General features: G+C 40.3%; 25 protein-coding genes, 1 tRNA gene and 1 other RNA gene. 17 read left to right on the top strand and 10 right to left on the bottom strand.

Features of this window, described 5'->3' with window-relative positions; all coding sequences use genetic code 11:
• Positions 1-19: 19 nt before the first annotated feature.
• On the top strand, positions 20-991 hold the full coding sequence (locus B1s21122_RS00340; protein WP_223299058.1) for a DMT family transporter: 972 nt from the start codon (positions 20-22) through the stop codon (positions 989-991).
• Here the strand turns inward: B1s21122_RS00340 and B1s21122_RS00345 are convergent.
• The 3 genes from B1s21122_RS00345 to upp are packed head-to-tail and all read right to left on the bottom strand — an operon-like array spanning position 967 to position 3,595.
• A complete protein-coding gene (locus B1s21122_RS00345) occupies positions 967-1,575 on the bottom strand; it encodes a DedA family protein (RefSeq protein WP_095681178.1) in 609 nt (202 codons plus the stop codon). The two genes, B1s21122_RS00340 and B1s21122_RS00345, sit on opposite strands and share 25 nt — an antisense overlap.
• Positions 1,576-1,579: 4 nt before the next feature.
• Positions 1,580-2,956: an NAD-dependent malic enzyme gene (locus B1s21122_RS00350; protein WP_095681177.1), complete on the bottom strand. Its 1,377-nt coding sequence runs from the start codon at positions 2,954-2,956 to the stop codon at positions 1,580-1,582.
• Positions 2,957-3,595, bottom strand: coding sequence for a uracil phosphoribosyltransferase (gene upp / locus B1s21122_RS00355; RefSeq protein ID WP_095681176.1), 639 nt, complete (start codon positions 3,593-3,595; stop codon positions 2,957-2,959).
• Positions 3,596-3,701: 106 nt separating this feature from the next.
• Between upp and B1s21122_RS00360 the strand changes: the two genes are divergently transcribed.
• Together B1s21122_RS00360 and tadA are read left to right on the top strand one after the other, a co-directional pair.
• Complete coding sequence (locus B1s21122_RS00360) at positions 3,702-4,160, top strand: tRNA adenosine deaminase-associated protein (protein ID WP_095681175.1); 459 nt, start codon at positions 3,702-3,704, stop codon at positions 4,158-4,160.
• Positions 4,160-4,609 (top strand): tRNA adenosine(34) deaminase TadA, encoded by a 450-nt coding sequence (gene tadA / locus B1s21122_RS00365; protein WP_095681174.1) that lies wholly within the window; start codon positions 4,160-4,162, stop codon positions 4,607-4,609. Before B1s21122_RS00360 ends, tadA begins: the two co-directional genes overlap by 1 nt.
• Here tadA and B1s21122_RS00370 read toward each other — a convergent pair.
• Positions 4,606-6,960, bottom strand: coding sequence for an amino acid permease (locus B1s21122_RS00370; protein ID WP_095681263.1), 2,355 nt, complete (start codon positions 6,958-6,960; stop codon positions 4,606-4,608). The two genes, tadA and B1s21122_RS00370, sit on opposite strands and share 4 nt — an antisense overlap.
• Before the next feature lie 86 nt (positions 6,961-7,046).
• On the opposite strand from B1s21122_RS00370, the gene B1s21122_RS00375 reads away from it, so the two are divergent.
• Complete coding sequence (locus B1s21122_RS00375; protein ID WP_095681173.1) at positions 7,047-8,483, top strand: NAD-dependent succinate-semialdehyde dehydrogenase; 1,437 nt, start codon at positions 7,047-7,049, stop codon at positions 8,481-8,483.
• Between the two features lie 6 nt (positions 8,484-8,489).
• Here B1s21122_RS00375 and B1s21122_RS00380 read toward each other — a convergent pair.
• A tRNA-Ser gene (locus B1s21122_RS00380) sits at positions 8,490-8,577 on the bottom strand.
• Between the two features lie 52 nt (positions 8,578-8,629).
• On the opposite strand from B1s21122_RS00380, the gene ffs reads away from it, so the two are divergent.
• From ffs to gmd, 7 genes are all read left to right on the top strand, one after another.
• An RNA gene (ffs, locus tag B1s21122_RS00385) (signal recognition particle sRNA small type) lies at positions 8,630-8,726 on the top strand.
• Between the two features lie 41 nt (positions 8,727-8,767).
• Entirely contained in the window at positions 8,768-10,450 is a 1,683-nt protein-coding gene (locus B1s21122_RS00390) for a DNA polymerase III subunit gamma and tau (RefSeq protein WP_095681172.1), read from the top strand.
• A gap of 22 nt (positions 10,451-10,472) precedes the next feature.
• Positions 10,473-11,072, top strand: a complete 600-nt coding sequence (gene recR / locus B1s21122_RS00395) for a recombination mediator RecR (protein ID WP_095681171.1) — start codon at positions 10,473-10,475, stop codon at positions 11,070-11,072.
• An 84-nt stretch (positions 11,073-11,156) separates the two neighbouring features.
• Positions 11,157-12,428, top strand: a complete 1,272-nt coding sequence (locus B1s21122_RS00400) for an aspartate kinase (protein ID WP_095681170.1) — start codon at positions 11,157-11,159, stop codon at positions 12,426-12,428.
• On the top strand, positions 12,425-13,471 hold the full coding sequence (locus tag B1s21122_RS00405) for an aspartate-semialdehyde dehydrogenase (RefSeq protein WP_095681169.1): 1,047 nt from the start codon (positions 12,425-12,427) through the stop codon (positions 13,469-13,471). Before B1s21122_RS00400 ends, B1s21122_RS00405 begins: the two co-directional genes overlap by 4 nt.
• 24 nt (positions 13,472-13,495) lie before the next feature.
• The gene (locus B1s21122_RS00410; RefSeq protein ID WP_095681168.1) at positions 13,496-14,407 is read left to right on the top strand and encodes a GDP-L-fucose synthase family protein; all 912 of its coding nucleotides are present in this window, start codon (positions 13,496-13,498) and stop codon (positions 14,405-14,407) included.
• Positions 14,408-14,416: 9 nt separating this feature from the next.
• Positions 14,417-15,409: a GDP-mannose 4,6-dehydratase gene (gmd, locus tag B1s21122_RS00415; protein WP_095681167.1), complete on the top strand. Its 993-nt coding sequence runs from the start codon at positions 14,417-14,419 to the stop codon at positions 15,407-15,409.
• Between the two features lies 1 nt (position 15,410).
• On the opposite strand, the gene B1s21122_RS00420 is transcribed toward gmd, so the two are convergent.
• Positions 15,411-16,415 carry a DUF4282 domain-containing protein gene (locus B1s21122_RS00420; protein WP_095681166.1) on the bottom strand — a complete coding sequence of 335 codons (1,005 nt, stop codon included), beginning with the start codon at positions 16,413-16,415 and terminating at the stop codon, positions 15,411-15,413.
• Positions 16,416-16,429: 14 nt separating this feature from the next.
• A complete protein-coding gene (locus B1s21122_RS00425; RefSeq protein WP_095681165.1) occupies positions 16,430-17,248 on the bottom strand; it encodes a metallophosphoesterase in 819 nt (272 codons plus the stop codon).
• A 14-nt stretch (positions 17,249-17,262) separates the two neighbouring features.
• Here B1s21122_RS00425 and B1s21122_RS00430 point away from each other — a divergent pair, with 14 nt between their 5' ends.
• From B1s21122_RS00430 to B1s21122_RS00435, 3 genes are read left to right on the top strand one after another with little or no spacing between them, the layout of a single operon-like run.
• Positions 17,263-17,715, top strand: a complete 453-nt coding sequence (locus B1s21122_RS00430) for a GatB/YqeY domain-containing protein (RefSeq protein WP_095681164.1) — start codon at positions 17,263-17,265, stop codon at positions 17,713-17,715.
• A 17-nt stretch (positions 17,716-17,732) separates the two neighbouring features.
• Entirely contained in the window at positions 17,733-17,888 is a 156-nt protein-coding gene (locus tag B1s21122_RS06340; RefSeq protein WP_150131924.1) for a Sp36 family protein, read from the top strand.
• Positions 17,885-18,352 (top strand): RidA family protein, encoded by a 468-nt coding sequence (locus B1s21122_RS00435; protein ID WP_095681163.1) that lies wholly within the window; start codon positions 17,885-17,887, stop codon positions 18,350-18,352. The genes B1s21122_RS06340 and B1s21122_RS00435 overlap by 4 nt, the downstream gene beginning before the upstream one ends.
• Positions 18,353-18,409: 57 nt before the next feature.
• Here B1s21122_RS00435 and B1s21122_RS00440 read toward each other — a convergent pair whose 3' ends face one another.
• Both B1s21122_RS00440 and B1s21122_RS00445 read right to left on the bottom strand, forming a co-directional pair.
• The gene (locus tag B1s21122_RS00440) at positions 18,410-19,750 is read right to left on the bottom strand and encodes a hypothetical protein (RefSeq protein ID WP_095681162.1); all 1,341 of its coding nucleotides are present in this window, start codon (positions 19,748-19,750) and stop codon (positions 18,410-18,412) included.
• A complete protein-coding gene (locus tag B1s21122_RS00445; RefSeq protein WP_095681161.1) occupies positions 19,747-20,436 on the bottom strand; it encodes a Crp/Fnr family transcriptional regulator in 690 nt (229 codons plus the stop codon). Before B1s21122_RS00445 ends, B1s21122_RS00440 begins: the two co-directional genes overlap by 4 nt.
• A gap of 57 nt (positions 20,437-20,493) precedes the next feature.
• Between B1s21122_RS00445 and nth the strand changes: the two genes are divergently transcribed.
• Genes nth through B1s21122_RS00460 form a run of 3 tightly spaced genes read left to right on the top strand, consistent with a single transcriptional unit; the run spans position 20,494 to position 22,225 of the window.
• Complete coding sequence (nth, locus tag B1s21122_RS00450) at positions 20,494-21,195, top strand: endonuclease III (protein WP_095681160.1); 702 nt, start codon at positions 20,494-20,496, stop codon at positions 21,193-21,195.
• Entirely contained in the window at positions 21,192-21,734 is a 543-nt protein-coding gene (locus B1s21122_RS00455) for a TlpA family protein disulfide reductase (protein WP_095681159.1), read from the top strand. Before nth ends, B1s21122_RS00455 begins: the two co-directional genes overlap by 4 nt.
• On the top strand, positions 21,731-22,225 hold the full coding sequence (locus tag B1s21122_RS00460; protein ID WP_095681158.1) for a CvpA family protein: 495 nt from the start codon (positions 21,731-21,733) through the stop codon (positions 22,223-22,225). Before B1s21122_RS00455 ends, B1s21122_RS00460 begins: the two co-directional genes overlap by 4 nt.
• Here B1s21122_RS00460 and acs read toward each other — a convergent pair.
• A complete protein-coding gene (gene acs, locus B1s21122_RS00465; RefSeq protein ID WP_095681157.1) occupies positions 22,222-24,180 on the bottom strand; it encodes an acetate--CoA ligase in 1,959 nt (652 codons plus the stop codon). The genes B1s21122_RS00460 and acs overlap by 4 nt on opposite strands.
• Positions 24,181-24,205 lie beyond the last annotated feature (25 nt).

Genomic DNA, 24,205 nt, shown 5'->3' on the forward strand with positions numbered 1-24,205 from the left:
TCTCCTTAATAAGTTTTATTTGAATTTATTAAGGAGAGTAATTATTAAAGCTGGTGAGAAGGTTGTAGGACTTGAGCTTCTTTCAGCTTTTTCTGGCGTATTAATAGCTGCGCAATCTAGGGTAAATGGAGCACTCTCAGATGAAATGGGTGACTCAGTAGAGGCTGCAATAGTTTCATTTTCCACCGGATTACTTTTTGTAACTTTGATAGCTGTGTTTCGTAAAGATGTAAGAGCAGGCTTTAGGCAAATATTTAAAGCGACAAAAGCTGGAGAAATGCCACCTTTAACACTTGCAGCTGGAGTACTTGGTGCATCCTTTGTTGCAATGCAAACCTATGTGGTGCCAATCGCTGGGGTTGCTTTATTTACTGTTGCATCCCTTGCAGGTCAAACTGCCATTTCACTTTGGGTTGATAAATTAGGTTTAAGCGGTGGCGCTAAATCATTAATTACTAAACGTAGGGTAACTGCAGCAATTATTACTGTTATTGCTGTTGCAGTATCGGCTTGGGATAGATTTGCGATGAGTGATTTTTCGATACTAGCTTTATCTTTGGCACTCTTTGCTGGAACATGGGTTGGAGTTCAGCGGGCGCTAAATGGCAGGATTAACTCATATTCAAATAAAAGTTTTGCTACCTCACTTTTAAACTTTATAACCGGTACTAGCTTTCTTTTGGTTTTATTAGCAATTCGATCAATCTTTACAGATCATTCAATTCTAAATTTTAAAACAGCTCCTTGGTGGATGTTTTTAGGTGGCTCAATTGGAGTAATTTACATTGCACTCTCAGCCCATATCGTTCAACATCTTGGCGTACTTGAGTTCACTCTGTTTAGTGTTGGCGGAATGTTAATTGGATCGTTGCTTATTGATTTTGTTTTTCCAACACCCGGTACTCATATTTCACCTTACTTGACTGCTGGTATTGCACTGACCTACTTAGGTGTGGTTGCAAATGGTCAGTCGCGCCTATCTCGGCGGTAATTAATAAAGGCTGAAACTAAAGATGCTGTTATAAAAAAGGCAGCAAGGGCGTATGAGATATCGCCAACCCAAGAGATTGAACCAGAGTAGAAGCCAGCTAAGGTAATTCCAACTCCCCATAAGAAAGCGCCCAATGCATTAGCAGATAAGAATTTGTAGTAATTCATCTTTACGGTTCCAGCAATTGGTGGCACAAAAGTTCTAACCCAAGGAATATATCTTGCAATTACAACTGACCACCAGCCGTATCGAGCATAAAATTTTTCTGACCTAGCAAGCATTTTCTGCATTCGCTTTGATTTATGTTTTTCAAGGTAAGGCCGGCCAACCTTTCGGCCAATTACATACCCAACCTGATCACCCACAAAAGCTGCTAAAAAGACAGCAAGAACGAGAAAAACAATATTTATGTCATCCCTACTAGCAGCTACTAAACCAGCACTAAATAGCAAAGAATCCCCAGGCAAAAAGAACCCAATTAGCAAACCAGTTTCAATAAAAATAATGCCAGCGATAACCACATAAAACAAAAAGGGTGCAACGGGAGATAGTTGCTCGTCAAATGAGGCGGCAAAACTCAGCATTTATTTAAACAGACTTCTTTACTGCAGCTGCCACCTTTTGTACGACATTTAAATCAAAAACACTTGGCACAATAAAATTGGCGTTTAGTTGCTGATCTGAAACACAAGATGCAATTGCATCAGCTGCTAGCACTAACATATTGTCGGTAATTTTGGTTATATGAGCATCGAGTAAGCCTCTAAAGATGCCAGGAAATGCCAATACATTGTTGATCTGATTTGGTTGATCACTCCTGCCAGTTGCAACAACTGCTGCATGTTTTCTTGCCAGTGCTGGATCAATCTCAGGATCTGGATTTGCTAAGGCAAAGACAATCGCACCCTTTGCCATTGATTTAACATCATTTTCGGTTAATACATTCGGAGCACTTACGCCGATAAATACGTCAGCATCCTTCATTGCAGCATGGATATCTCCTCTAAATGAACCAGGTGAGCAGTTTGTTACAAACCATTTACGCATTGGATCTTCTGCGCCTTTATCTTCAAAAACTAAACCATCCTTATCAAAGCCAATTATATTTTGAGCACCCTTTGCAACTAACAACCTTGCAACCGCGGTTCCAGCCGCTCCTACGCCACTTAAAACAATCTTGGTTGATTTTAAATCCTTCTTTACAAGCTTTAACGCATTTGTTAACGCAGCAAGAACCACAATTGCTGTTCCATGCTGATCATCATGAAAAACTGGAATATCAAGTAGATTTCGCAATCGTGCTTCAATTTCAAAACAACGAGGTGCTGAAATATCTTCTAGATTAATTCCGCCATAAACGGGTGCAATAATTTGAACTGTTCTAACAATCTCATCAACATCTTGAGTATCAAGACATACTGGCCAAGCATCAACATCAGCAAACCTTTTAAATAAAGCAGCTTTTCCCTCCATCACCGGCAAAGCTGCCCCTGGACCAATGTTTCCAAGGCCTAAAACAGCTGATCCATCAGTAACAACTGCAACTGTATTTCGCTTAATTGTTAATCTTCTTAAATCAGAAGGATCCTTAGCAATTGCTTGTGAAATTCTGGCAACCCCTGGTGTGTAGGCACGAGATAAATCATCACGGGTTTTAAGTGGAACTTTGGATGCGATTTCAATTTTTCCACCTAAGTGAAGCAAGAATGTGCGATCTGAAACCTTTCTAACATTTAGATTCTTATTTGCCGAAAGTGCGGCAGTTATCGCTTCAGCATGTTCGGCATCAATTGCATCGCAGGTAACATCTATTACTACTCGATCTAAAACTGATTCAACAACATCAAGAGCTGTAATAGCAGCCCCTGCTGCAAGGATTGCTTGTGTTATTTCAGATACTGGTTGCGCTGAGGCAGGTCCATCAACACGGATTGTGATTCCATAACCGGGGGATGTGCTTGCCATTTAAACAACACCATATAAACGATCACCAGCATCACCTAATCCTGGGACTATGTAACCCTTTTCATTTAATCGCTCATCAAGTGCGCCAGTAACAAGTTTTAATTGCAGCGCGCTGGATGCAAAAGCTTTTTCTAGTACTGCAATTCCTTCCGGGGCTGCCAGGATACAAATCGCAGTTATATCTGTTGCACCCTTTGCAGCTAAGAACTCAATGGCCGAAACCAGTGTACCGCCGGTGGCTAGCATCGGATCTAATATGTAACACTGACGACCTTTTAAATCCTCCGGCAATCTATTTGCATAAGTTGTTGCCTTTAATGTCTCTTCATTTCTAACCATGCCAAGAAATCCAATTTCAGCAGTTGGAATTAATCTAGAAAATCCCTCCAACATGCCAAGGCCTGCTCTAAGGATTGGCACCACAACAGGTTTTGGTTTTGTAAGGTGCGCACCTTGCGCCATAGCAACAGGTGTTTTAACAGTTACTGCTTGAGTTTTAACCTCGCGCATTGCCTCATACGCAAGAAGTGTGACGATCTCTTCAGTAAGACGTCTAAAGGTTGGTGAATCAGTTTTTTCATCCCGCAGCACCGTTAGCTTGTGTGTAATCAGCGGGTGGTCTGCAATATGGATTTTCACATAATTACTCTACAAGGGGAAAGCCCTACTACCAATTACTACTGATTAACGGGAGAATAAGAAGGTCAGGTTTTGAGCATAAAGTTGGTGAAAGGATGTGATCAAAATGTCAGTAGATTTTGGAATCATCGCCTGGCATGAAGATGGTCGCTGGGATGCCACCAGATTAGTTTCAAATAGAGATATTGGCGCAATTATTGATTTACTAAAGGCTCAACAAACCAATGGCGGAGCTATTGCATTAATCGCAATCGAGGATGAGTTTGTAATTATTGCAAGAGCACTGGGGGATCAAATGCAGATGATGATCTCAGATGTTACCTACGCCCTAGATTATGAGGTCGCTGCAGAGTTGATTGAAGTATTAGATCTTGAATTTCCAGAAGAGGATGATGAAGCCCAACCCGGTGGGGATTTAGATCTACTAAATGATTTAGGAGTAAGTGAGATGGAGCTCTTAACCATTCTTGATGACAGTGAGTTATATCCAGATGAGCAATTAGAAGCCATTGCTAGCAGATTAGGGTTTGGCGAACAATTTAATCAGGTAATTGAAAGTAATTAGTGGATTACAAATCCTTAATGCAACAGGCGATATCACTTGCCAGAGAAACTGCCATTAAAGGTGATGTGCCAGTCGGAGCTTTAGTAGTTGATGATTCCGGAAATGTAGTTGGGCAAGGAGCTAACTTAAGAGAGCAAGATAATGATCCAACCGCTCATGCTGAGATTGTTGCAATTAGAAATGCTGCAAAGAAAATAGGAAACTACCGATTAGATGATCTAACTATGGTTGTAACACTTGAGCCATGTGGGATGTGTGCTGGTGCCATAGCGCAGAGCAGGATTAAAAGATTAGTTTTTGGTTCATTTGATGAGAAGTATGGCGCAGTTGGATCTGTCTGGGATCTATTGAGGGATTCACGTGCAATTTATAAACCAGAGGTATTAAGTGGAGTTCTAGAGAATGAATGCGCGCAGTTACTCAGTGATTTTTTCACAACAAAGCGTTAAACAATAATCTCATATGATGGATTTAAAATAATTAGTTGACCATTATTTTCACCCACCATACCTTCTGCCTTTAATTGTGATCCAACCTCAAGACCGGTAATTTCACGACGACCTAAGAATTGCAAAGTAACGCCGCCACTTTCATCCCACATCTCAACCTCAACTAATGGGGATGATCCAGAAGGTGCTGACTTTATTGAGTTAACTCTTCCCTGAACATGTGCTCGTTTACGCCAAGTGATATTGCCAATCGGGGTTATATCTTCAGCGTAATGGCTTATTGGTTCATTTGATTTAGTTGCAACAGGTGCTTTAGTAAACGCACTCTGTATTCTTACAGGCACTTCTTGCTTTGATTCGTTTTTCTTATCTAATGGCGCCTTCCAGCTGCTTTGGCCAGAGATAATTTTTTCAACGTCAAATGGAATGATGGTTGCAACAACTCTTTCTAGTTGAGAGATAGGACGAGCAATATCTTCAGCTGTTTGATCATGAAGCAGCCAGCCTAAAACCTTGGAGTAAGAACGACGAGGTAGGAGAAGTGTTAACTCAACATCATTGCCGGCTGTTGCTCTAATTGCATAATCAACTGCAGCATTTGCAAGACGTCTATCAGGGCAATCAATTAATTCAAGTGGCACATCAGCACAAGCCTCATTTTTTGCCCACTCTTTGCTTAACATCTCAGCTCGTCTATCATCAATTACAAAATGCACCGCAGAAAGATTTCTTGGATTTAAACTTCTGGCGTATCGAATGGCACCTATTGTGGCAAGATCAAAGCTATCAATTAAAACCGTCACATCATGTCTAGTCATTGAAGTGGCTCTTGAAGACTGAATTGTTATGTTTAATGCATCTTGTTCACTTGTGTACTGCTTGCGCAATCTTAAAAATGCCATCACTAAAAATGGTGTAACAACAACGACAACCCAAGCTCCTTGATTGAATTTAACTACTGCAAAGATTAAAACTACTAATAGTGAGATTGAGCCAGATAAACCATTAATTACATAGTTAACCTTCCAAGCACCTTTCTTATGGGTTCTTGCATACTTAGCCATACCAAGACCTGAGAGAGTAAATGCAGTGAATACTCCCAGTGCATAGTAGGCAACTAAATGCTCAACTGATGCTCTAGTTACTAATATCAAAATCATCGCAGCTGCAGTTAAAACTAAAATTCCATTTGAGAAGTTAAGCCTATGCCCACGTTTAGTTAGCCAATTAGGTAAGTAACCATCTTGGGCAACAAAGTTAACCACCATTGGAAATGCGCTATATGTGGTGTTAGCACCTGCAAATAAAATCAACATTGTTGCCGCTTGAACAACTATGAAAAATGCACTGCCAAAGGCGCCATCTCCTAATATTGTTTTTGCAATCTGAGAGATAACTGTTGGTGTTCCTGATTCATATGGCATGGCGTAAATCTTGTGGGCAAAGTAGGAAACACCTAGAACTAATGAACCAAGCAGCGTGCTCATAATTACCAGAGTTCTTCTGGCATTTATATGCTCTGGTGATTTAAACAAAGAGACTCCATCTGAGATTGCTTCAAGTCCAGTTAAAGAAGATCCACCATTTGCAAATGCTCTAAGTAATATGAAGATTGCAGCAAAGGTTAATAAGCCTTGCTCCTGACCGATCTCAACTGCTCCCGGTTGGTTGATATCTAAGGTTGGCAGGGTTCCTGAAATTTCTCGGTAGATACCGATTGCAAAGACGGTAAACATTGAACCAACGAAAAGATATGTAGGAAGTGCAAATGCTTTACCTGCCTCTTTTACTCCTCTTAAATTTCCATAGGTAAGCAAGAGAATGATTGCAAGTGTCATATGAATCTTCCAGGGAGATAGCTCTGGGAAAGTGGAAATAATGGCAGCAACTCCTGCAGCTGATTGAATTGCCAGAGTTACGATGTAATCAAGCATAAGAGCAACTGCTGCAACTTGAGCAACAACTGGGCCAAAGTTATCGCGAGAGACTATGTATGCCCCACCAATTTTTGTATAAACAGAGATTACATTTCGATATGACAAGGTAACAATTAAAAGAATCAGTAAAACATTCATTGTCATCGGCATTAACATTGCAAATGCAGCAAGACCAAATGCTGGAACTAGGGCAAGTAAAATCTGTTCAGAACCATAAGCAGAGCTTGAGATGCAATCAGAGGATAAAATTCCTAGCGCATACTTTTTATCAAGTCTTTGGTGGCTTAAAGTATGGCGGTTTAAAGGATTGCCTAAAAGACGTCTTTTGATTTTATAGGAGAATGGATCTTTTAGATGAGCATGCTCTTTGAGCACCTTTGGCGCTGGTGCGTTATCACTCCAAGAGTTAGGCAAAGTTGAAAACACGCTCCAAGTAGAAGTTGAGAGATTAAGTATACGCCTGTTTAAATCTTGATTTTTAAGCAGTAAAAACTGAGCGTATGCTTATCTTTATGCAACTTTCTACCCAGCTCTATATTGATGGTAAATGGGTTAATGGCGCATCAACCATGCCAGTCACAGATCCATCTGATGAATCAGTAATTGCTAATGTTCAAATTTCATCAGAAGAACAATGCATTGAGGCTGTAGATGCAGCTCACCGAGCATTTAAAGGTTGGGCAAAGACGGCGCCTCGTGTGCGTGGTGAAATCTTGCGCAAAGCATTTGAAATTATGGTGGCAGAGGCTGATCGATTAGCTGAGATTATTTCAAGAGAAAATGGCAAAGTATTAAGTGATGCTAAGGGTGAGGTTTTATACGCTGCAGAGTTTTTTAGATGGTTCTCAGAAGAGACAGTACGTATAAATGGTGAGTTTAGAACATCACCAAGCGGCGATAAGAGAATTATTGTTACAAAGCAGCCAATTGGTGTTTCCCTTTTAATTACACCCTGGAATTTTCCAGCTGCGATGGCGACTAGAAAGATTGGACCGGCGCTCGCTGCTGGCTGCACAGTCATTCTTAAACCAGCAGGTGAAACTCCTCTGACAGCTCTAGCAATAATTGAAATATTGGAGCGTGCTGGTGTTCCAGCAGGTGTTGTCAATTTAATTTTGCCATCCCCAACTGGTCCTGCAATTGCAAAGATTTTAAAGGATCCAAGGGTTGTTAACTTATCTTTCACGGGATCAACTGAGGTTGGTCGAATACTTCTTAAAGAAGCAGCTGATCGTGTCATCAGATGCTCAATGGAGTTAGGTGGAAATGCGCCTTTCTTAGTTTTATCGGACGCTAATGTTGATGATGCGGTCGCTGGCGCACTTCTGGCAAAGATGCGTAATGGCGGAGCAGCTTGCACAGCTGCCAATAGATTTTATGTTGCTAAAGAGATTGCAAATGATTTCACTGAAAAACTTACTAAAGCAATGGGTGGCTTAAAGATGGCACCTGGCACATCATCTGGCGCCCAATTAGGGGCAAGTGTTTCAGTTAAAGAGCGCAATAAAATTGCAGAGTTAGTTGATTCATCTGTAGCTGCGGGTGGGGATGTTAAAACTGGTGGAAAATCGCCAGTGGGCGCTGGTGCTTTTTACCCGGCAACTGTTTTATCTGTTAAAAACGATAATCCAATTTTGGCGCAGGAGATATTTGGGCCGGTAGCGCCAATTGTTGTTACAAATTCAGATGAGGAAGCAATCGAACTTGCTAACGCAACAGAGTTTGGTTTGATTGCATATGTTTATTCCTCTGATTTAAAACGAGCTATGAAGGTGGCAGAATCTTTAGAGTCTGGAATGGTGGCAATTAATAAAGGTGTTATTTCAGATCCAGCCGCGCCATTTGGTGGCTTTAAGCAATCAGGTTTGGGCCGTGAAGGTGGTTTTGCCGGCATTGAAGAATTTTTAGAGACTAAATATATTGGCGTTGAGATTTAATAAATCTGGCGGAGGATGAGGGATTTGAACCCTCGGTAGGTTGCCCTACACACGCTTTCCAAGCGTGCGCACTCGGCCGCTATGCGAATCCTCCATTATTACTTACAAGGCTTAAGGGTATCGGTGGTGATGACTAAGATTTACCGTTAGATCCCCCGTGCGGCATTAACGTGCCGAACTCCCCCAGGGCAGGAATGCAGCAAGGGTAGGTGCGCTCTAGTGGGTGTACGGGGGATCCTATTATTTGCAAGAGTTTTAAATTAACTAAGCAGAGGAGGCGATAAATGTCATTAGCTCTATACCGCAAATATCGCCCATCAACTTTTGCAGATGTTATTGGTCAAGAGCATGTGACAACTCCACTAAGCAATGCTTTAACCTCAGGACAAATACACCACGCATATTTATTTAGTGGACCAAGAGGATGCGGAAAAACATCAAGTGCCAGAATTATGGCCAGATCTTTAAATTGTGAAAAAGGACCAACGCCAAACCCATGCGGGACTTGTCGATCATGTAAGGATTTAGTTGCAAATGGACCAGGTTCATTGGATGTTATTGAGTTAGATGCAGCAACACATGGATTAGTAGATGATGCAAGAGATTTACGGGATAAAGCTTTTTTTGCACCCGTTCAATCTCGTTACAAGATTTACATTATTGATGAAGCTCACCAATTGGGCCCTGGAGCTGCCAACGCCTTACTTAAAGTAGTTGAAGAGCCACCAGCACATGTTTTATTTATTTTTGCTACAACTGAACCCGAAAAATTAATTTCAACAATTAGATCAAGAACTCACCACTACCCATTTAGATTAGTTCCACCAGCAATTCTTTCGACCCACTTAGAAAAAGTCTGTGAATCCGAAGGCATCAAGGTAGCAAAGGGTGTTATTCAATTAGTTGTTAGGGCATCCGGTGGATCAGTCAGAGATGCGCAATCAATCCTTGGCCAATTACTAGCTGGTGCTGGTAGCGATGGTGTTACTTATGAGATTGCAGTAGCTCTTCTTGGTTACACCGACTCAACCCTTTTGGATGAATCAATTGATTCACTTGCTGCATCTGATTCTGCTTCCCTTTTTAACACAGTTGATCGCGTAGTTGAATCAGGACAGGATCCTAAAAGATTTGCGCAAGATCTACTTGAGCGCTTGCGTGATTTAATTATTGTAGGAGCAGTTGATGAAAATAACTCACAAGTATTAGTTCAAATTCCAACTGATCAATTAGATCGCATGCGAACTCAGGCAAAGCTAATTGGTATTGCAAATCTAATTAGATCAGCAGATCTACTTGCTAATGGATTAACCCAGATGCGGGGCGCAACACCGCCTAGATTGATTTTGGAGTTAGTTTGTGGACAGATGATGCTGCCGCAGGCAAATGATGCAGCTGTTACTGCTCGACTTGAAAAGTTGGAGCGCGGAGTAATTAGTGCAGCACCAACTGCTGAAGTTAAAGCTGCAAAGAGTGAGCCGGTTCAAAATACTGTTAAAACCGAACCAAAGATTGAAGTAAAACCAGCAGCAGCAGTTAAAACTGAACCAGTTAAGGTTGAGAGCAAGCCAACTAACCACAAGCCAAGTGGTGTTGCAGATATAGCAACCTTACGCAGATTATGGCCGCAGGTAATTGAAAATGTTAAAGGCAAGCGCCGTCTAACCTGGTCATTACTTGCAACAAGTGCTCAAATACTCTCCGTAGATGATGAGAGCATAAGCATTGGAATTGTTAACGCAGGAGCACGTGATTCATTTGTTAGGTCAGAAAGTGATGTAATTTTATCTGATGCTTTTGAAGAGGTTGCCGGAGTTAGACGAAAGATAGTTGCAACAGTTGATACCTCAGTTGCCACCACCACAATGGCAAGAAGTGATGAAGATCCTACGGATGCCAATATGCTGACCGGCGCTGATCTGCTAGCTAGTAAATTAGGCGCTAAGGTTATTAAGGAGTCAGACTAAGTTTTTGCTTAGTTGAAACTTTATGTATGAAGGAATAATTCAAGATTTAATTGATGAGCTAGGACGTCTTCCTGGCGTTGGACCAAAGAGTGCCCAACGTATTGCCTTTCATATTATTCAATCAGATCGTGTTGATGTAACTCGCCTTGCTGAAGTATTAAAGACAGTTAAAGAGCGAGTTAAGTTTTGCTCAATTTGTGGAAATATCTCAGAAGAAGAGTTATGCAAGATATGTAGGGATCCAAGAAGAGATAAGACATCTATTTGTGTTGTTGAAGAAAGCAAAGATGTGCTTGCAATTGAAAAAACGAGAGAGTTTAAAGGTACTTATCATGTGTTAGGCGGGGCAATTTCGCCAATTGATGGAGTGGGCCCTGAGAACTTAAGAATTAAAGAGTTAATGACTAGATTATCTGAAACAACAATTGGTGAAATAATCATTGCTACCGATCCAAACCTTGAAGGTGAAGCAACAGCTACCTATTTGACTAGATTGATCAAACCTTTGGGGATCAAGGTCTCTCGTCTTGCCTCTGGTCTTCCAGTGGGTGGGGATCTTGAATATGCTGATGAAATTACCCTCGGCAGAGCTTTTGAGGGGCGCAGATCCTACGATAATTGATCAATCTCATTATTTAAGATGTTTAGGCGTCTTAATATTTGAGATAATTCCCAAATTGTCAAGCCTATCCTTCACACTTACCCCATGGGTTTAATCGTGCAGAAGTTTGGTGGCTCATCGGTTGCCGATGCTGAGGGGCTAAAGCGGGTTGCAAGCCGCATCGTTGCTACTAAAAAATCGGGTCACCAGGTCGTAGTTGTGGTCTCTGCCATGGGAGATACCACTGATGAATTAATTGATTTAGCCAATCAAGTTTCCCCACTTCCAAATGGACGTGAGTTGGATATGTTGTTAACAGCAGGTGAGCGAATCTCTATGGCGCTGCTTGCAATGGCAATTTCAAATTTAGGTCATGAAGCAAGATCATTTACTGGTTCTCAAGCTGGAATTATTACAACATCAACTCATGGCAAGGCAAGAGTTATTGATGTGACACCAGGAAGAATTCAAGAAGCACTAAAAGAAGGTGCGATAGCAATTGTTGCAGGATTTCAAGGAGTTTCACAAGATACAAATGACATTACTACTTTAGGTAGAGGTGGATCTGACACAACTGCGGTGGCACTCGCTGCAGCACTTGAAGCAGATGTTTGCGAGATCTACACAGATGTCGATGGAATCTTCTCAGCCGATCCAAGAGTTGTTCCAGCAGCTAAGAAGTTATCAACTGTTACATATGATGAAATGTTAGAGCTAGCAGCAAGTGGAGCCAAAGTATTACACCTTCGCTGCGTTGAGTACGCGCGGCGTTTTGATTTACCAATTCATGTTAGATCATCTTTTTCCAACAAGGAAGGAACCTGGGTGGTTAAGGATCATCCAGAAGGGGGCGAAATGGAAGCAGCAATAATCGCAGGAATAGCTCATGATAAAAGTGAGGCAAAGGTGACCATAGTTGGAGTGCCAGATAGGGCGGGTATGGCAGCTGCAATATTTCAAGCAATCGCTGATGCCGACATAAACATCGACATGATTGTGCAAAATGTGTCAGCAGCAGCAACTGGCTTAACAGATATCTCATTCACATTACCAAAAACAGAAGGTGCCAATGCGACAGCTGTGTTAAAGCGCATTCAAGGTGAGATCGGTTTTGCTTCAATTCAATATGATGATCAGATAGGTAAATTGTCATTAATTGGCGCTGGTATGAGAAGTCATCCAGGAGTTACAGCCACCTTCTTTGCTTGTCTTTCAGAAGCTGGCGTAAATATTGAAATGATTTCAACATCAGAGATTCGAATCTCAATTGTTTGCAGAAGTTCTGATCTAGAAAAAGGTGTTAAAGCAGCACACACAGCCTTTGATTTAGATGCAGATCAAATTGAAGCTGTTGTTTATGGAGGAAGTGGACGATGAGCAAAAAACCTTCACTTGCTGTAGTTGGCGCAACTGGGGCTGTTGGCACAGTAATGCTTGATATTTTATCGAAACGAGAAAATGTATATGGCGAGATTAGATTAATTGCATCTGCGAAAAGTGCTGGTAAAAAACTTACCTGTCGTGGTGAAGAGCTAACGGTTGTTGCACTTTCTCCTGAGGCATTTGAAGGAATTGATATTGCAATGTTTGATGTTCCTGATGAGGTTTCTAAAGAGTGGGCACCAATCGCAGCAAGCAAGGGAGCGGTAGTAGTTGATAACTCTGGTGCGTTTCGAATGGATAAAGATGTGCCATTAGTTGTGCCAGAGGTAAATCCACAAGAGATCAAAAATAGACCAAAGGGAATTATCTCTAATCCAAACTGCACCACCCTTTCCATGATCGTTGCTATGGGTGCTTTGCATAGAGAGTATGGATTAAAGGAATTAGTTGTCGCCTCCTACCAGGCTGCTTCCGGTGCTGGCCAAGGGGGCTTAGATATTTTGCGTGAACAAATAAATTTAGTTGCAAATAAAAGCTTAGGTGATGAAGCAGGAGATATTAGAAAAGTTGTGAAAGACTTTGGTCCATTTTCAGATCCACTTGCACTTAATGTGATTCCTTGGGCAGGTTCATTAAAAGAGGACGGATACTCATCTGAGGAATTAAAGGTTAGAAATGAATCAAGAAAAATCTTGGGGCTTGCAAACCTTAAGGTCTCGGCCACCTGTGTTCGAGTTCCGGTTTTAACAACCCACTCCCTTGCCGTGCATGCAATTTTTGACAAGGAAGTCTCACGCTCTGTTGCTCAAGAGGTATTAAGAAATGCGGCTGGTGTTGAGTTAGTTGATGATCCAGAAAACTATAGGTTTCCAACCCCAGCAGATGTTGTTGGCACAGATCCAACTTGGGTTGGACGGGTTAGAAAATCACTTGATGATCCAAATGCAATCGAGTTATTTGTTTGCGGCGATAATCTGCGAAAGGGTGCAGCGCTTAATACTGCTCAAATTGCAGAGTTGGTTGCGGCCGAGTTTTAAAAAACCTAACGCTAGGCTAAGCACATGACAATTTTGGTAGCTGGCGGTTCTGGTTTAGTCGGCTCAGCAATTGTCAGAGAGCTCAAGCGATTAAATCAAGTCGTTGTGGGAATATCTAGTAAAGATGTTGACTTACTAGATCGAGATAAAACTTTTGAGTTTACATCAAACCTTAAACCGACCGCCATTATTGATTGTGCGGCAAAGGTCGGTGGAATAGGTGGCAATAACTCTTATCCTGTTGAATTTTTATCTCAGAATTTACAAATTCAATCAAATCTTATGGACGCAGCTCATGCAGCTAAGGTTTCAAAATTTGTATTCCTAGGTTCTAGTTGTATTTACCCAAGGGATTGCGCTCAACCAATAAAAGAGGAGTATTTATTAACTGGTGAGCTTGAGCAGACAAACTCGGCTTACGCAGTGGCAAAAATTGCTGGTATTGAATTGATCAAGTCTTATCGCAAAGAGTATGGATATAAGTGGATTTCGGTAATGCCAACAAATATGTATGGGCCAAATGATAATTTTGATTTAGAAAATGGGCATGTACTACCGGTTCTTATTCGAAAGTTTATTGAGGCAAAGCGATCAGGTAGTGGCAAGGTAATTTTATGGGGAAGTGGTTCACCCCTTCGAGAATTTCTGCATGTTGATGATTTAGCCAAGGCAGTTTTACTTTGCATGGATAAATATGATGACTCCAAGCAAATAAATGTTGGATCAGGGCAGGAAGTTTCAATCAAGGATTTGGCAGATAAGATCTCGAAAGCAGTTGGATTCAATGGTGAAATAAGTTGGGATTCAAGTAAACCCGATGGCACAATGAGAAAAGTTCTAGATTCATCCAAGATTGCTAATTTAGGCTGGAAACCACTAATTTCATTAGATCAAGGCATCGCATCCACTGTAGAGTGGTATCTACAAAATAAGTAAGGAGCCATTTTGTCTAAGAAGATTGCATTTATTACCGGTATCACCGGACAAGATGGTTCATATCTAACAGAGTTTCTACTTGAAAAAGGTTATGAAGTACACGGACTTATTCGCCGCTCTAGCTCTTTTAATACCGCTCGTATAGATCACATCTACCAAGATCCTCACACACCAAATCCAAAATTGATTTTGCACTATGGTGATTTAACTGATGGTGTGAATATGACTAATTTGATTCATCAGATTCAACCAACTGAGGTGTATAACTTGGGTGCGCAATCTCATGTTCAAGTTTCATTCACTATGCCTCAATACACAGCCCAAGTTGATGCGGTGGGCGCTGTGGCACTCCTTGAATCAATTAGGGCATCTGGTATTAAATGTCGTTACTACCAAGCAAGCACAAGTGAGCTTTATGGATCAACTCCTCCACCGCAAAATGAGGATTCCGTCTTTAGACCAAGAAGCCCATATGCAGCAGCAAAGTTAATGGCTTATTGGTCAACAGTTAATTACCGTGAGGCGTATGGAGTGCATGCCACAAATGGAATTTTATTTAATCATGAATCACCTCGTCGCGGTGAAACATTTGTTACTAGAAAAATAACAAGAGCTGTTGCCAAGATTGCCACCGGTAGTAAAGATAAGTTGTACCTTGGTAATTTAGACGCTGTGCGTGACTGGGGATATGCGAAAGAGTATGTCGAATCAATGTGGTTAATGCTTCAGCAAGATAAGCCCAATGATTATGTAGTTGCTACCGGGGTTGGCGCCACTGTTAAAGATTTCGCTCAAGCAGCCTTTGAACATGTAGGACTTAATTATAAAGATCATGTTGAAGTGGATAAGCGTTATGAAAGACCAACTGAGGTTGATGCGTTAATCGGTGACCCATCAAAGGCTGAAAAAGTACTGGGCTGGAAGGCGAAAACACATTGGAAAGAGTTAGCAAAGTTAATGGTGGATGCTGATTTAGAAAAGGCTAAATCAAAATCTAACTAATTTACTTTCTTAATCCACTTTTTGTGTTTTCAGCGATATGAACTACTGCCACCGCTAATTCAAATACCAATCGGATTGCAAGAATTACTAAGAAAGTAACAATTACTCCGGCTAATGCCACCATTGGAAATGCTGCATAATCTTGATTTATGCCATATGTTGTTGAAGCATAAATTGGAATACCCACAGCTGCTAAGCCAATAATAAATAAAAAGTAGAAGGTGTATAGGTAGGAAGCGACTTTTCTAGTTAGATACTCAGATAACTTAAAATCCTTCATATGCCCAAGTACAGTCTTAATATCCGCTTGCCAACTAATCCAAGCCCAAAGTGAGGCAAGAAGTCCAAGTCCTAATATCAGTAATTTCAAAGCAATTTGAATGACACCCAAAACTACTAACCAAATTAAACTCTGAGTAACACCTGATGGCAGATCTGAGGCTGCTAGATCGTAATTATCTAATAGTGATCTAACCATTCCAATTAGCGCTAACAGATAAATTGTTGCTGAAGCTGTGTAGAAAACTACCTGATGTGTTTTATTAGCAGGAGCTTTTAGGAAATTAACTAAACCTGTAAGAAGGTTTGCAACCTGAGTTTTTTGAACAATTAAGGTTAAAACCATTGGAATCAGTGCAACAGTTGCAAAAGCTTCAACATATGGAGCCTCCCCAGTTTTAACAAAAACATTCTTAATCACCTGGGCAAATCCCACTTCATTAGAACGCCAGATATCAGTTAGCCAGACCAGGAAAAAAATACGTGTGACAAAGGCAGCCACAGTTAAAAAAGCTCGCATCTCAAGGTTTTGGGCAAAAATTGCAAAAAATAGCGCTAAGTAGCTAACTATTAACCAGGTTAGACCAGTTGAGCTAGTAATGGCAGTAAAGGCATCTTGGTAGTTGGAGTAATCATTAAGTGTGTACCAATAAAAGGTATCTGGAATTACTAGAAGGAGAGTAATTACTAAATATAGGCGATGTAATTTATTTGAAATTAGATTCATTGTTAGAGCCTACCTTAAGCAATTAATGTAATTAGTGAGACTTCAGGCGGGCAAGCAAATCTAATTGGCGCAAAAGGGCTCATACCCATACCAGCTGAAACATTAAGCCAAGGTTCATCATTTACCTTGGTAACTCCACGAGATCGCCAATTTTCTAAATCACAATTTGTAGTAAGTGATTTACTCCCCCCCGGCCAAGGCAATCTAATCTGACCACCATGGGTGTGGCCTGTAAAAATTAAATCTAATTTATCCTGCGCCATCCCAGCAAGAACTCTTTCATATGGTGCATGGGTTACACCAATTGCAATATCTGCAGTTTTACTCACTCTTCCTTCAACCTTTCGATAATCATCTAACTCTAAGTGAGCATCATCTGTACCACGTGCTTCAATTACAACACCATTGACCTTTAACTTAACTTTATTGTGATTTAAATCTTGCCATCCTCGTTTTGTTAGCTGTTTTTGCAATCTCTGCCATGGCAACTTTTCACCTAACTTGCGCTCACCATTATCTTTTCTTAAGTAAGAAAAGGGATTTTTAAAACTAGGTGCGTAGTAATCATTAGAGCCAAAGACAAATAAACCTGGTAGATCAAGAAGCTCGTCCAGCGCGTTAAGTGCAATATCAACCCCATCTTTGTGGGCTAAAAAATCACCTGTGCTAATAACTAAATCAGGCTTTAAATGAATAAATGTTTTGATATCTGCAATCTCGCGTTTATTTCTAGGGTGCAGATGAAGATCTGAAAAATGCAGGACTCTAATTGGTTTAGTACCCTTAGGGAGCAGGGGCAGGGTAGAGGTGCGCACTTTGTATGCCATAGGCATGAGAAGATACCGCTATGGGACTAAAAGAAAAACTACAGTCAGATTTAACCGATGCGATTCGCTCAAAGGATGGCGTAAAAAGCGGCACCATCAGAATGCTCCTTGCTGCTATTACCAATGAAGAGGTGGCGGGCAAGAGCGCAAAGGTATTGACCGAGGCTGAAGTAATTACAGTTTTATCCAGGGAGGCTAAAAAGCGTCGGGAAGCTGTTGAGGCTTACACAAATGCAAAGCGTGATGATTTAGCAAATAAAGAAAAAGAAGAAGCAGCTGTTATTGCTCTCTACCTACCTGAGCAATTAAGTGAGGCAGATATCAAGAAATTGGTAGCAGATGCAATTGCTGAAACAAATGCAGCAGGGCCTGCTGGCATGGGATTAGTAATGAAAGTTTTACAACCTAAGATTGCTGGCAAAGCTGATGGCGGAGTGGTTTCATCATTGGTCAAAGCAGCACTTTCCCAATAAAAAGTAAGGATTACTAAATGAAGTATGAATATGTCACTGTGCCATTGCTAACCCATGCGACAAAGCAGATCCTAGATACCTGGGGCTCTGAAGGTTGGGAGTTAGTTCAAGTTGTTCCTGCCCCTGGCGGAGGCGATCAACTAGTCGCGTATATGAAGCGAGTGATTGCGTGAGTGTTAAAGAAAAGCTTTCCGCACTTGGCCTAACACTTCCAACTGCTGCAGCACCGGTTGCTGCATATGTTCCAGCAGTTAAAAGTGGCAACTTGGTGTTTACTGCAGGACAGCTTCCAGTAATTGATGGCAAATTAGTTAAAGAGGGCAAGGTTGGTAGTGACGTAACAGCAGAGGACGCCAAAGATCTAGCTCAAATTTGTGCATTAAACGCACTGGCCGCAATTTCATTAGTTGCAGATCTTGATCAAATTGAAAGAGTTGTCAGGGTAGGCGGTTTTGTTAATTGCGCGCCAAGCTTTATAGCAATACCAGGAGTAGTAAATGGTGCTAGTGAATTATTGATTAAGGTATTTGGAGATGTAAATGGCAAACACGCAAGAACTGCAGTTGGAGTTGGTGAATTGCCACTAAACGCACCAGTTGAAATTGAGATTGTAGTTCAGCTTAAAAATCAATTATAGTTGAATAGACCGTTATAGTTTTAGGTCTGATCTAGTGTTTTGCGGACAAAAAGTCACTTACTCAGTTCCTATATTATTGGTACTTTTAATATTTTGAATTAACTGCTTAATTAAGAGCATTGAAAAAATAATTGCAATCAAATTTGTATAAATTGTAGTTATTGATAGTCTACTAGTTAACAAAGTTAGTAATATCAGGGATTCTAATTGCAATAGAGAACGATTAACCATAAAGACTTTATTTAGATATATGAGTATGGGAATGAATATTATCAAACGATAGACATAACTTGTTCCTAAAACCCAAATTACTACATATGTCAGCAAAAGAGAGTTCAGAATCGCCATGTAATTAGAAGTCTGCTCTTTTTTTATAAATAAGTTGATAACACGGAAAAAATAGAAAACTGCGAAAACAGATGTAGTTACCAAGAAAATTACAATATATATAAAAGAGATCGAAGAACCAAAGTAATGTTTAATTCCAAAAGATAATCCGTTTGGATTCCCTTTATCTGTAAACCGGACCATTTGAACTGCTGATTCAAAGTTTATCGACCAATATACTATTGGCAAAACCATTATTCCCTTCGCAAATATGAATAAATGTTTCCTTAAGAAAATCAACATGCAAAGCATTATCAATATTGGCCAAAGTTTAAAAAAAGCACTCACCACCAAAAGAGTGGCCCCAATAGATTGTTTGATTTTGTTTCCTATAAGTAGATATAAACTGGATATTATCAACAAAATCGTAATAATTTCATTACCCCGATCGATAGCTAACACAATTGGCGGGCTAAGTAAAGTTATTAATAAAGTAACTTGATTTATTTGATTTTTACTCGATATAAGTATCATTAGAACAAAAAAAAGTAATGTAGAAATAAGCCCAAGCCAAACTACATTAGAAAAATCTAACAATCTTAAGAAAGAAATTACATGAGGATTTTGATTCAACGGCCTAGAGAATGGATCACAGATTATTTCACCTATTTGAATTGGAGTAGTGCAGTCGCTCGCGGCTGTTAAGTGTGCTAAGTCTCCATATAAAAATACATTGTTGTTCACAAACATAGTTCCCGAACCAAAACGATTCAAAAAAACATATAATTTGTCATTGCCTTGTCCATTCAAATATAAAGATACTATGTAGGTAAAAGGAAAAATAAAAAACAATTTATAGTTAATTACTTTTGCAATTTCAGTATGTTTGAATAGAGTATTATAAAGAGTAACCAGTAATATTATCGAAATTAATATTTGAGAAATCACCGTGAGTAAATTAAAATTCTTTTGAAAATGGGGTAAAACTAGACAGGCAATCCAACAAATTAAAAGCAGTAGAATTTCTCTGTATTTTTCTTTTTTCCCAGTAATTAAAAATTTATTGCTCATCTGCCCCGTTTTACTAATCTTTCATAATCTAAAATAATTACTGCGCGTGGTTCAAGCTTTACCCAACCACGGGATGCAAAATCAGCTAACGCCTTGTTAACAGTTTCTCGAGATGCCCCAACTAATTGGGCAAGCTCCTCTTGGGTTAGCTCATGGTTAACGTGCAGGCCATCATCTTTTTTAGTTCCAAATCTCTCACCTAATTCAATAATCGCCTTAGCAACTCGGCCAGGCACATCAGCAAAGACTAAATCAGATAAAACATCATTGGCTCTTCTTAAACGTTGTGACAGTCTTTTTAAAAGTTGAAGTGAAACATGTGGATGGGCGGTTACCCAACCAATCACTTGATCATTTGCAAGGGCTAGTAACTTAGAATCAACGACTGCTGTTGCAGTTGCTGTTCTTGGTCCTGGATCAAATAGTGATAACTCACCAAACATATCCCCTGGACCTAAAATTGATAAAAGGTTTTCTCTGCCATCACCAGAGGATGTGCCAAGCTTTAGCTTGCCCTCAACTACAACAAATAACTTATCTCCTGGGTCACCCTCTTTGAATAAAATCTGACCCTTTGAAATCTTTATGCCATTCATGGAGGCTCGCAAACTGGCGGCGGAGGCATCATCTAAAGCACTAAAAAGCGGGGCTTTTCTAACTACCTCATCTTCATTTTTGGCGGGCATAGAAGTAAGGATACTGCTGGGAGGTAGTACAACTCCAATCAGCGTAATCTTAGGCAAATGCGAGAGAGTTTGGCTCAAAAGAAAGTTCGAGCAAGGGCTATCTATCGGATTCTATGTAAAAGCTATCCAAATGTTAGGTGTGAATTAAGTTATAAAACTCCCTTTCAATTACTAGTTGCAACTGTTCTATCGGCGCAATGCACCGATAAGCGAGTGAATCAAACAACACCTGCCTTATTTAAGAAATATCCAAATCCAATAAAAATGGCCCAAGCTGATATTAATGATATTCAAAGATTGGTTAAATCAACTGGGTTTTATCGGGCGAAGGCTAAGAATATAAAATCACTTAGTAGCAAGATAGTTACAGATTTTGATAGCAAGGTGCCAAACAAATTAGAAAGTTTGATCACTTTTCCAGGTGTTGGCAGGAAGACAGCAAATGTAGTTTTAGGTCATGCATTTGGTATTCCAGGCTTAACCGTTGACACTCACTTTGGCAGATTAAGTAGAAGATTTAAGTGGAGTAAATCTATGGACCCGGTAAAGGTTGAGTTTGAAGTTGCTGATTTAATCACAAGAAAAGAGTGGACTAATTTGTCGCAGCGCTTAATCTGGCATGGCAGAAGAGTGTGTCACTCCAGAAAGCCAGCGTGTGGTGCATGCCCAATTGCTAAGCACTGTCCATCCTTTGGAATAGGTGAGATGGATCCAATTAAGGCAAAGCGAATGGTGAAAGTTGAGGCAGATTTTAAATGAAGAAATTTTCATTTCTTTTGATCACTACTTTGCTAATTTCTGGCTGTACGTCACCTACCAAGGTAAGTTCACCTGGCGTGGTTACGTCTTGTGATCAAATCAGATTACTAGAGAGCGCCGATAAATCAGTTTTGATGAGATGTTTAGATGGGTCGGGTGAAATAAATTTTCATAAAATAAAAGGACCCCTGCTTATAAATGTATGGGGATCCTGGTGTGAAGGATGTAAGCAGGAGATGCCCTATTTTGTTGAGCTATATCAAAGCCAATTATTTAAAAACGGACAGATCCAGATGCTTGGCATAAATGTTGAAGAAAAATCTAATAAGGACGCTATTGATTACATTCAAAAAAGCGGGATGAGTTGGCCAAATCTTGAAGATTCAAGTGGAGTTTCAAAATCAATATTTGGGCCAGGCGTTCCGGTTACCTGGTTTATCGATGAAAATGGCAAAAATATAGAAACTAAAATTGGGGCTTACACAAATAAAAAGCAATTATTCAATCAAGTTGAAAAAGCTTTTGGAGTTAAGTTATGAATTACTTTGATCTGTTAATTGTTTTAGTCCTATTAATCGCTTTTTATAGTGGATATAAAAATGGTTTGATCAAAACGATTTTTAGAACTGCTGGTTATGTTGCAGGTGGTGTAGCGGGATTGGCCTTGGCTGTTAAATACCTTGCAACCTGGGAGAGTCAAACCCAAAAAGTTGCTTTTGCATTACTTGCTATATTTATAGGAGCTTCAATTGGTGAGTTTTTGCTTGGCAAAATTGGGTCGTTGTTTCGCAAAATACTTTTTGTGCCACCCTTTAAACTTATTGATTCACTGGTAGGGGCGGCCATTTCAACACTTCGCGCAGCCTTTATTTTGTATTTAGTTGCAACACTGTTGGTCTTTTCATCCTGGAGCATCGCAGATAAATACATTAAACCTTCAAAACTTTATGATTATTCAGATTCTCATTTACCTTCAGTAATGAACGAGGTGAAAAGTGAGATTGTTAAGTTACTTGAAAAAGTAAACTAATCCTCACTCTTTCCAGTTTTTAACCCTTCAGAGATTAATTTCATTACATTTGGATCAGCAAGTGTTGTTGAATCTCCAACTACTCTATTTTCTGCCACATCCCGCAAAAGCCGGCGCATAATCTTGCCGCTTCTTGTTTTTGGCAACTCTGCTACGACCATTATTTGACGTGGTTTTGCAATTGGGCCAATTTGTTTTGCAACATGATCGCGAAGCTCCTTAACTAAAGCATCCCCCGTGGCTGATTCAATGCCACCTCTTAAAATAACAAATGCAACAATTCCTTGGCCAGTCATCTCATCCTTTGCGCCAACTACTGCAGCCTCTGCAATCACATCATGTGAGACTAATGCTGATTCAACCTCTGTGGTTGAGATTCGGTGTCCTGAAACATTCATAACATCATCTACTCGGCCCAATAACCAGATTGCGCCATCTTTATCTAACTTTGCGCCATCTCCTGCAAAGTAAACTCCTTCAAAACGTGACCAGTAAGTTTCTTTATAACGAATGGGTTCATTCCAAACACCACGCATCATTGAAGGCCAAGGTTTTGTTAAGACAAGATAACCACCTCTGCCATTGCCAACAGCTTTACCTTCATCATCAACAACTTCAGCTGAAATACCAGGAAGGGCCTTCATGGCACTGCCTGGTTTTGTTGCAGTAACTCCAGGTAATGGTGAGATCATGATTGCGCCAGTCTCTGTCTGCCACCAAGTGTCAACAATTGGGCAATTATTTTTTCCAATTACCTCTCGATACCACATCCATGCTTCAGGGTTAATTGGTTCACCAACTGAACCAAGTAAACGCAGGGATGAAAGATTAGATTTGTTTGGATATTCATCTCCCCATTTCATCCAAGTTCTAATCAAAGTTGGTGCGGTATATAAGATACTGACTTTGTATTTCTCAATTAATTCAAATAATCGCCCTTTACTTGGGGTGTCGGGCGTTCCTTCATAAATCAGCTGTGTTGCACCATTTATTAATGGTCCATAAACCACATAAGAATGGCCGGTAATCCAACCAATATCTGCTGTGCACCAGTAGATGTCTTTCTCAGTCTTTAAATCAAAAACTGCATGATGGGTGAATGCTGCTTGCGTTAAATAACCACCAGTAGTGTGATAAACACCCTTGGGTTTTGCTGTAGTTCCTGAGGTGTAGAGAATAAATAAGCCATTTTCTGAGTCAAAGAACTCACACTCATGCTTACCCGATTGTTTATCAACAAGCTCATGCCACCAAATATCTTTTGAAGTATCAAACTTAGTTTCTTGTCCAGTGCGTTTTACCACTAAAACATTTTTAACATTTGTCTCACCCTTAAGCGCTTCATCAACTGCAGGCTTTAGTGCAAATGGCGCGCCTTTTCTAAATCCACCGTCGGCGGTAATGACTAAGGAGGCATCAGCATCTTGAATTCGAGAAAGCAATGAGTCGGCTGAAAATCCGCCAAAAACTACAGAGTGCATCGCACCTAACCTGGCACAAGCAAGCATTGCAATCGCCGCCTCTGGAATCATCGGCATATAGATCGCAACTCGATCTCCTTGTTTAATTCCCAGCTCTTTTAAAGCATTTGCAGCTTTGCAAACCTTTGATAATAGATCTGCGTAGGTAATTGTTTGAGTATCTCCTGGTTCACCTTCGAAGTAGAAAGCAACTCGATCCCCCCTGCCTTCAATTACATGTCGATCTAGGCAGTTATAGGAAGCGTTTAACTTTCCACCAATAAACCATTTAGCAAAAGGTAGTTGCCAATCAACAACTTGATTCCATTTTTGGTTCCAATGCAATCTATTTGCTTGTTTTTCCCAAAAAGCTAATCGATCTGTATCTGCCTCTTTATAAATATCACTTTTTGCATTTGCATTATCAATAAAAGTTTGTGAAGGCAGGAAGGTGCGATCTTCATAAGATAGGTTTTCAAAAGATTCACTACTCATAGTAAGGCTGAGGTTATCAGCGATA

The organism is Candidatus Nanopelagicus limnes, from assembly GCF_002287885.2.
GTDB lineage: Bacteria > Actinomycetota > Actinomycetes > Nanopelagicales > Nanopelagicaceae > Nanopelagicus > Nanopelagicus limnae.

Excerpts from the sequence above, each read along its gene's own strand:
- B1s21122_RS00345 (WP_095681178.1), bottom strand. The coding sequence starts at position 1,575 with ATGCTGAGTTTTGCCGCCTCATTTGACGAGCAACTATCTCCCGTTGCA.
- B1s21122_RS00350 (WP_095681177.1), bottom strand. The coding sequence starts at position 2,956 with ATGGCAAGCACATCCCCCGGTTATGGAATCACAATCCGTGTTGATGGA.
- B1s21122_RS00360 (WP_095681175.1), top strand. The coding sequence starts at position 3,702 with ATGTCAGTAGATTTTGGAATCATCGCCTGGCATGAAGATGGTCGCTGG.
- B1s21122_RS00375 (WP_095681173.1), top strand. The coding sequence starts at position 7,047 with ATGCTTATCTTTATGCAACTTTCTACCCAGCTCTATATTGATGGTAAA.
- B1s21122_RS00390 (WP_095681172.1), top strand. The coding sequence starts at position 8,768 with ATGTCATTAGCTCTATACCGCAAATATCGCCCATCAACTTTTGCAGAT.
- recR (WP_095681171.1), top strand. The coding sequence starts at position 10,473 with ATGTATGAAGGAATAATTCAAGATTTAATTGATGAGCTAGGACGTCTT.
- B1s21122_RS00400 (WP_095681170.1), top strand. The coding sequence starts at position 11,157 with ATGGGTTTAATCGTGCAGAAGTTTGGTGGCTCATCGGTTGCCGATGCT.
- B1s21122_RS00405 (WP_095681169.1), top strand. The coding sequence starts at position 12,425 with ATGAGCAAAAAACCTTCACTTGCTGTAGTTGGCGCAACTGGGGCTGTT.
- B1s21122_RS00410 (WP_095681168.1), top strand. The coding sequence starts at position 13,496 with ATGACAATTTTGGTAGCTGGCGGTTCTGGTTTAGTCGGCTCAGCAATT.
- B1s21122_RS00420 (WP_095681166.1), bottom strand. The coding sequence starts at position 16,415 with ATGAATCTAATTTCAAATAAATTACATCGCCTATATTTAGTAATTACT.
- B1s21122_RS00425 (WP_095681165.1), bottom strand. The coding sequence starts at position 17,248 with ATGCCTATGGCATACAAAGTGCGCACCTCTACCCTGCCCCTGCTCCCT.
- B1s21122_RS00430 (WP_095681164.1), top strand. The coding sequence starts at position 17,263 with ATGGGACTAAAAGAAAAACTACAGTCAGATTTAACCGATGCGATTCGC.
- B1s21122_RS06340 (WP_150131924.1), top strand. The coding sequence starts at position 17,733 with ATGAAGTATGAATATGTCACTGTGCCATTGCTAACCCATGCGACAAAG.
- B1s21122_RS00440 (WP_095681162.1), bottom strand. The coding sequence starts at position 19,750 with ATGAGCAATAAATTTTTAATTACTGGGAAAAAAGAAAAATACAGAGAA.
- B1s21122_RS00445 (WP_095681161.1), bottom strand. The coding sequence starts at position 20,436 with ATGCCCGCCAAAAATGAAGATGAGGTAGTTAGAAAAGCCCCGCTTTTT.
- nth (WP_095681160.1), top strand. The coding sequence starts at position 20,494 with ATGCGAGAGAGTTTGGCTCAAAAGAAAGTTCGAGCAAGGGCTATCTAT.
- B1s21122_RS00455 (WP_095681159.1), top strand. The coding sequence starts at position 21,192 with ATGAAGAAATTTTCATTTCTTTTGATCACTACTTTGCTAATTTCTGGC.
- B1s21122_RS00460 (WP_095681158.1), top strand. The coding sequence starts at position 21,731 with ATGAATTACTTTGATCTGTTAATTGTTTTAGTCCTATTAATCGCTTTT.
- acs (WP_095681157.1), bottom strand. The coding sequence starts at position 24,180 with ATGAGTAGTGAATCTTTTGAAAACCTATCTTATGAAGATCGCACCTTC.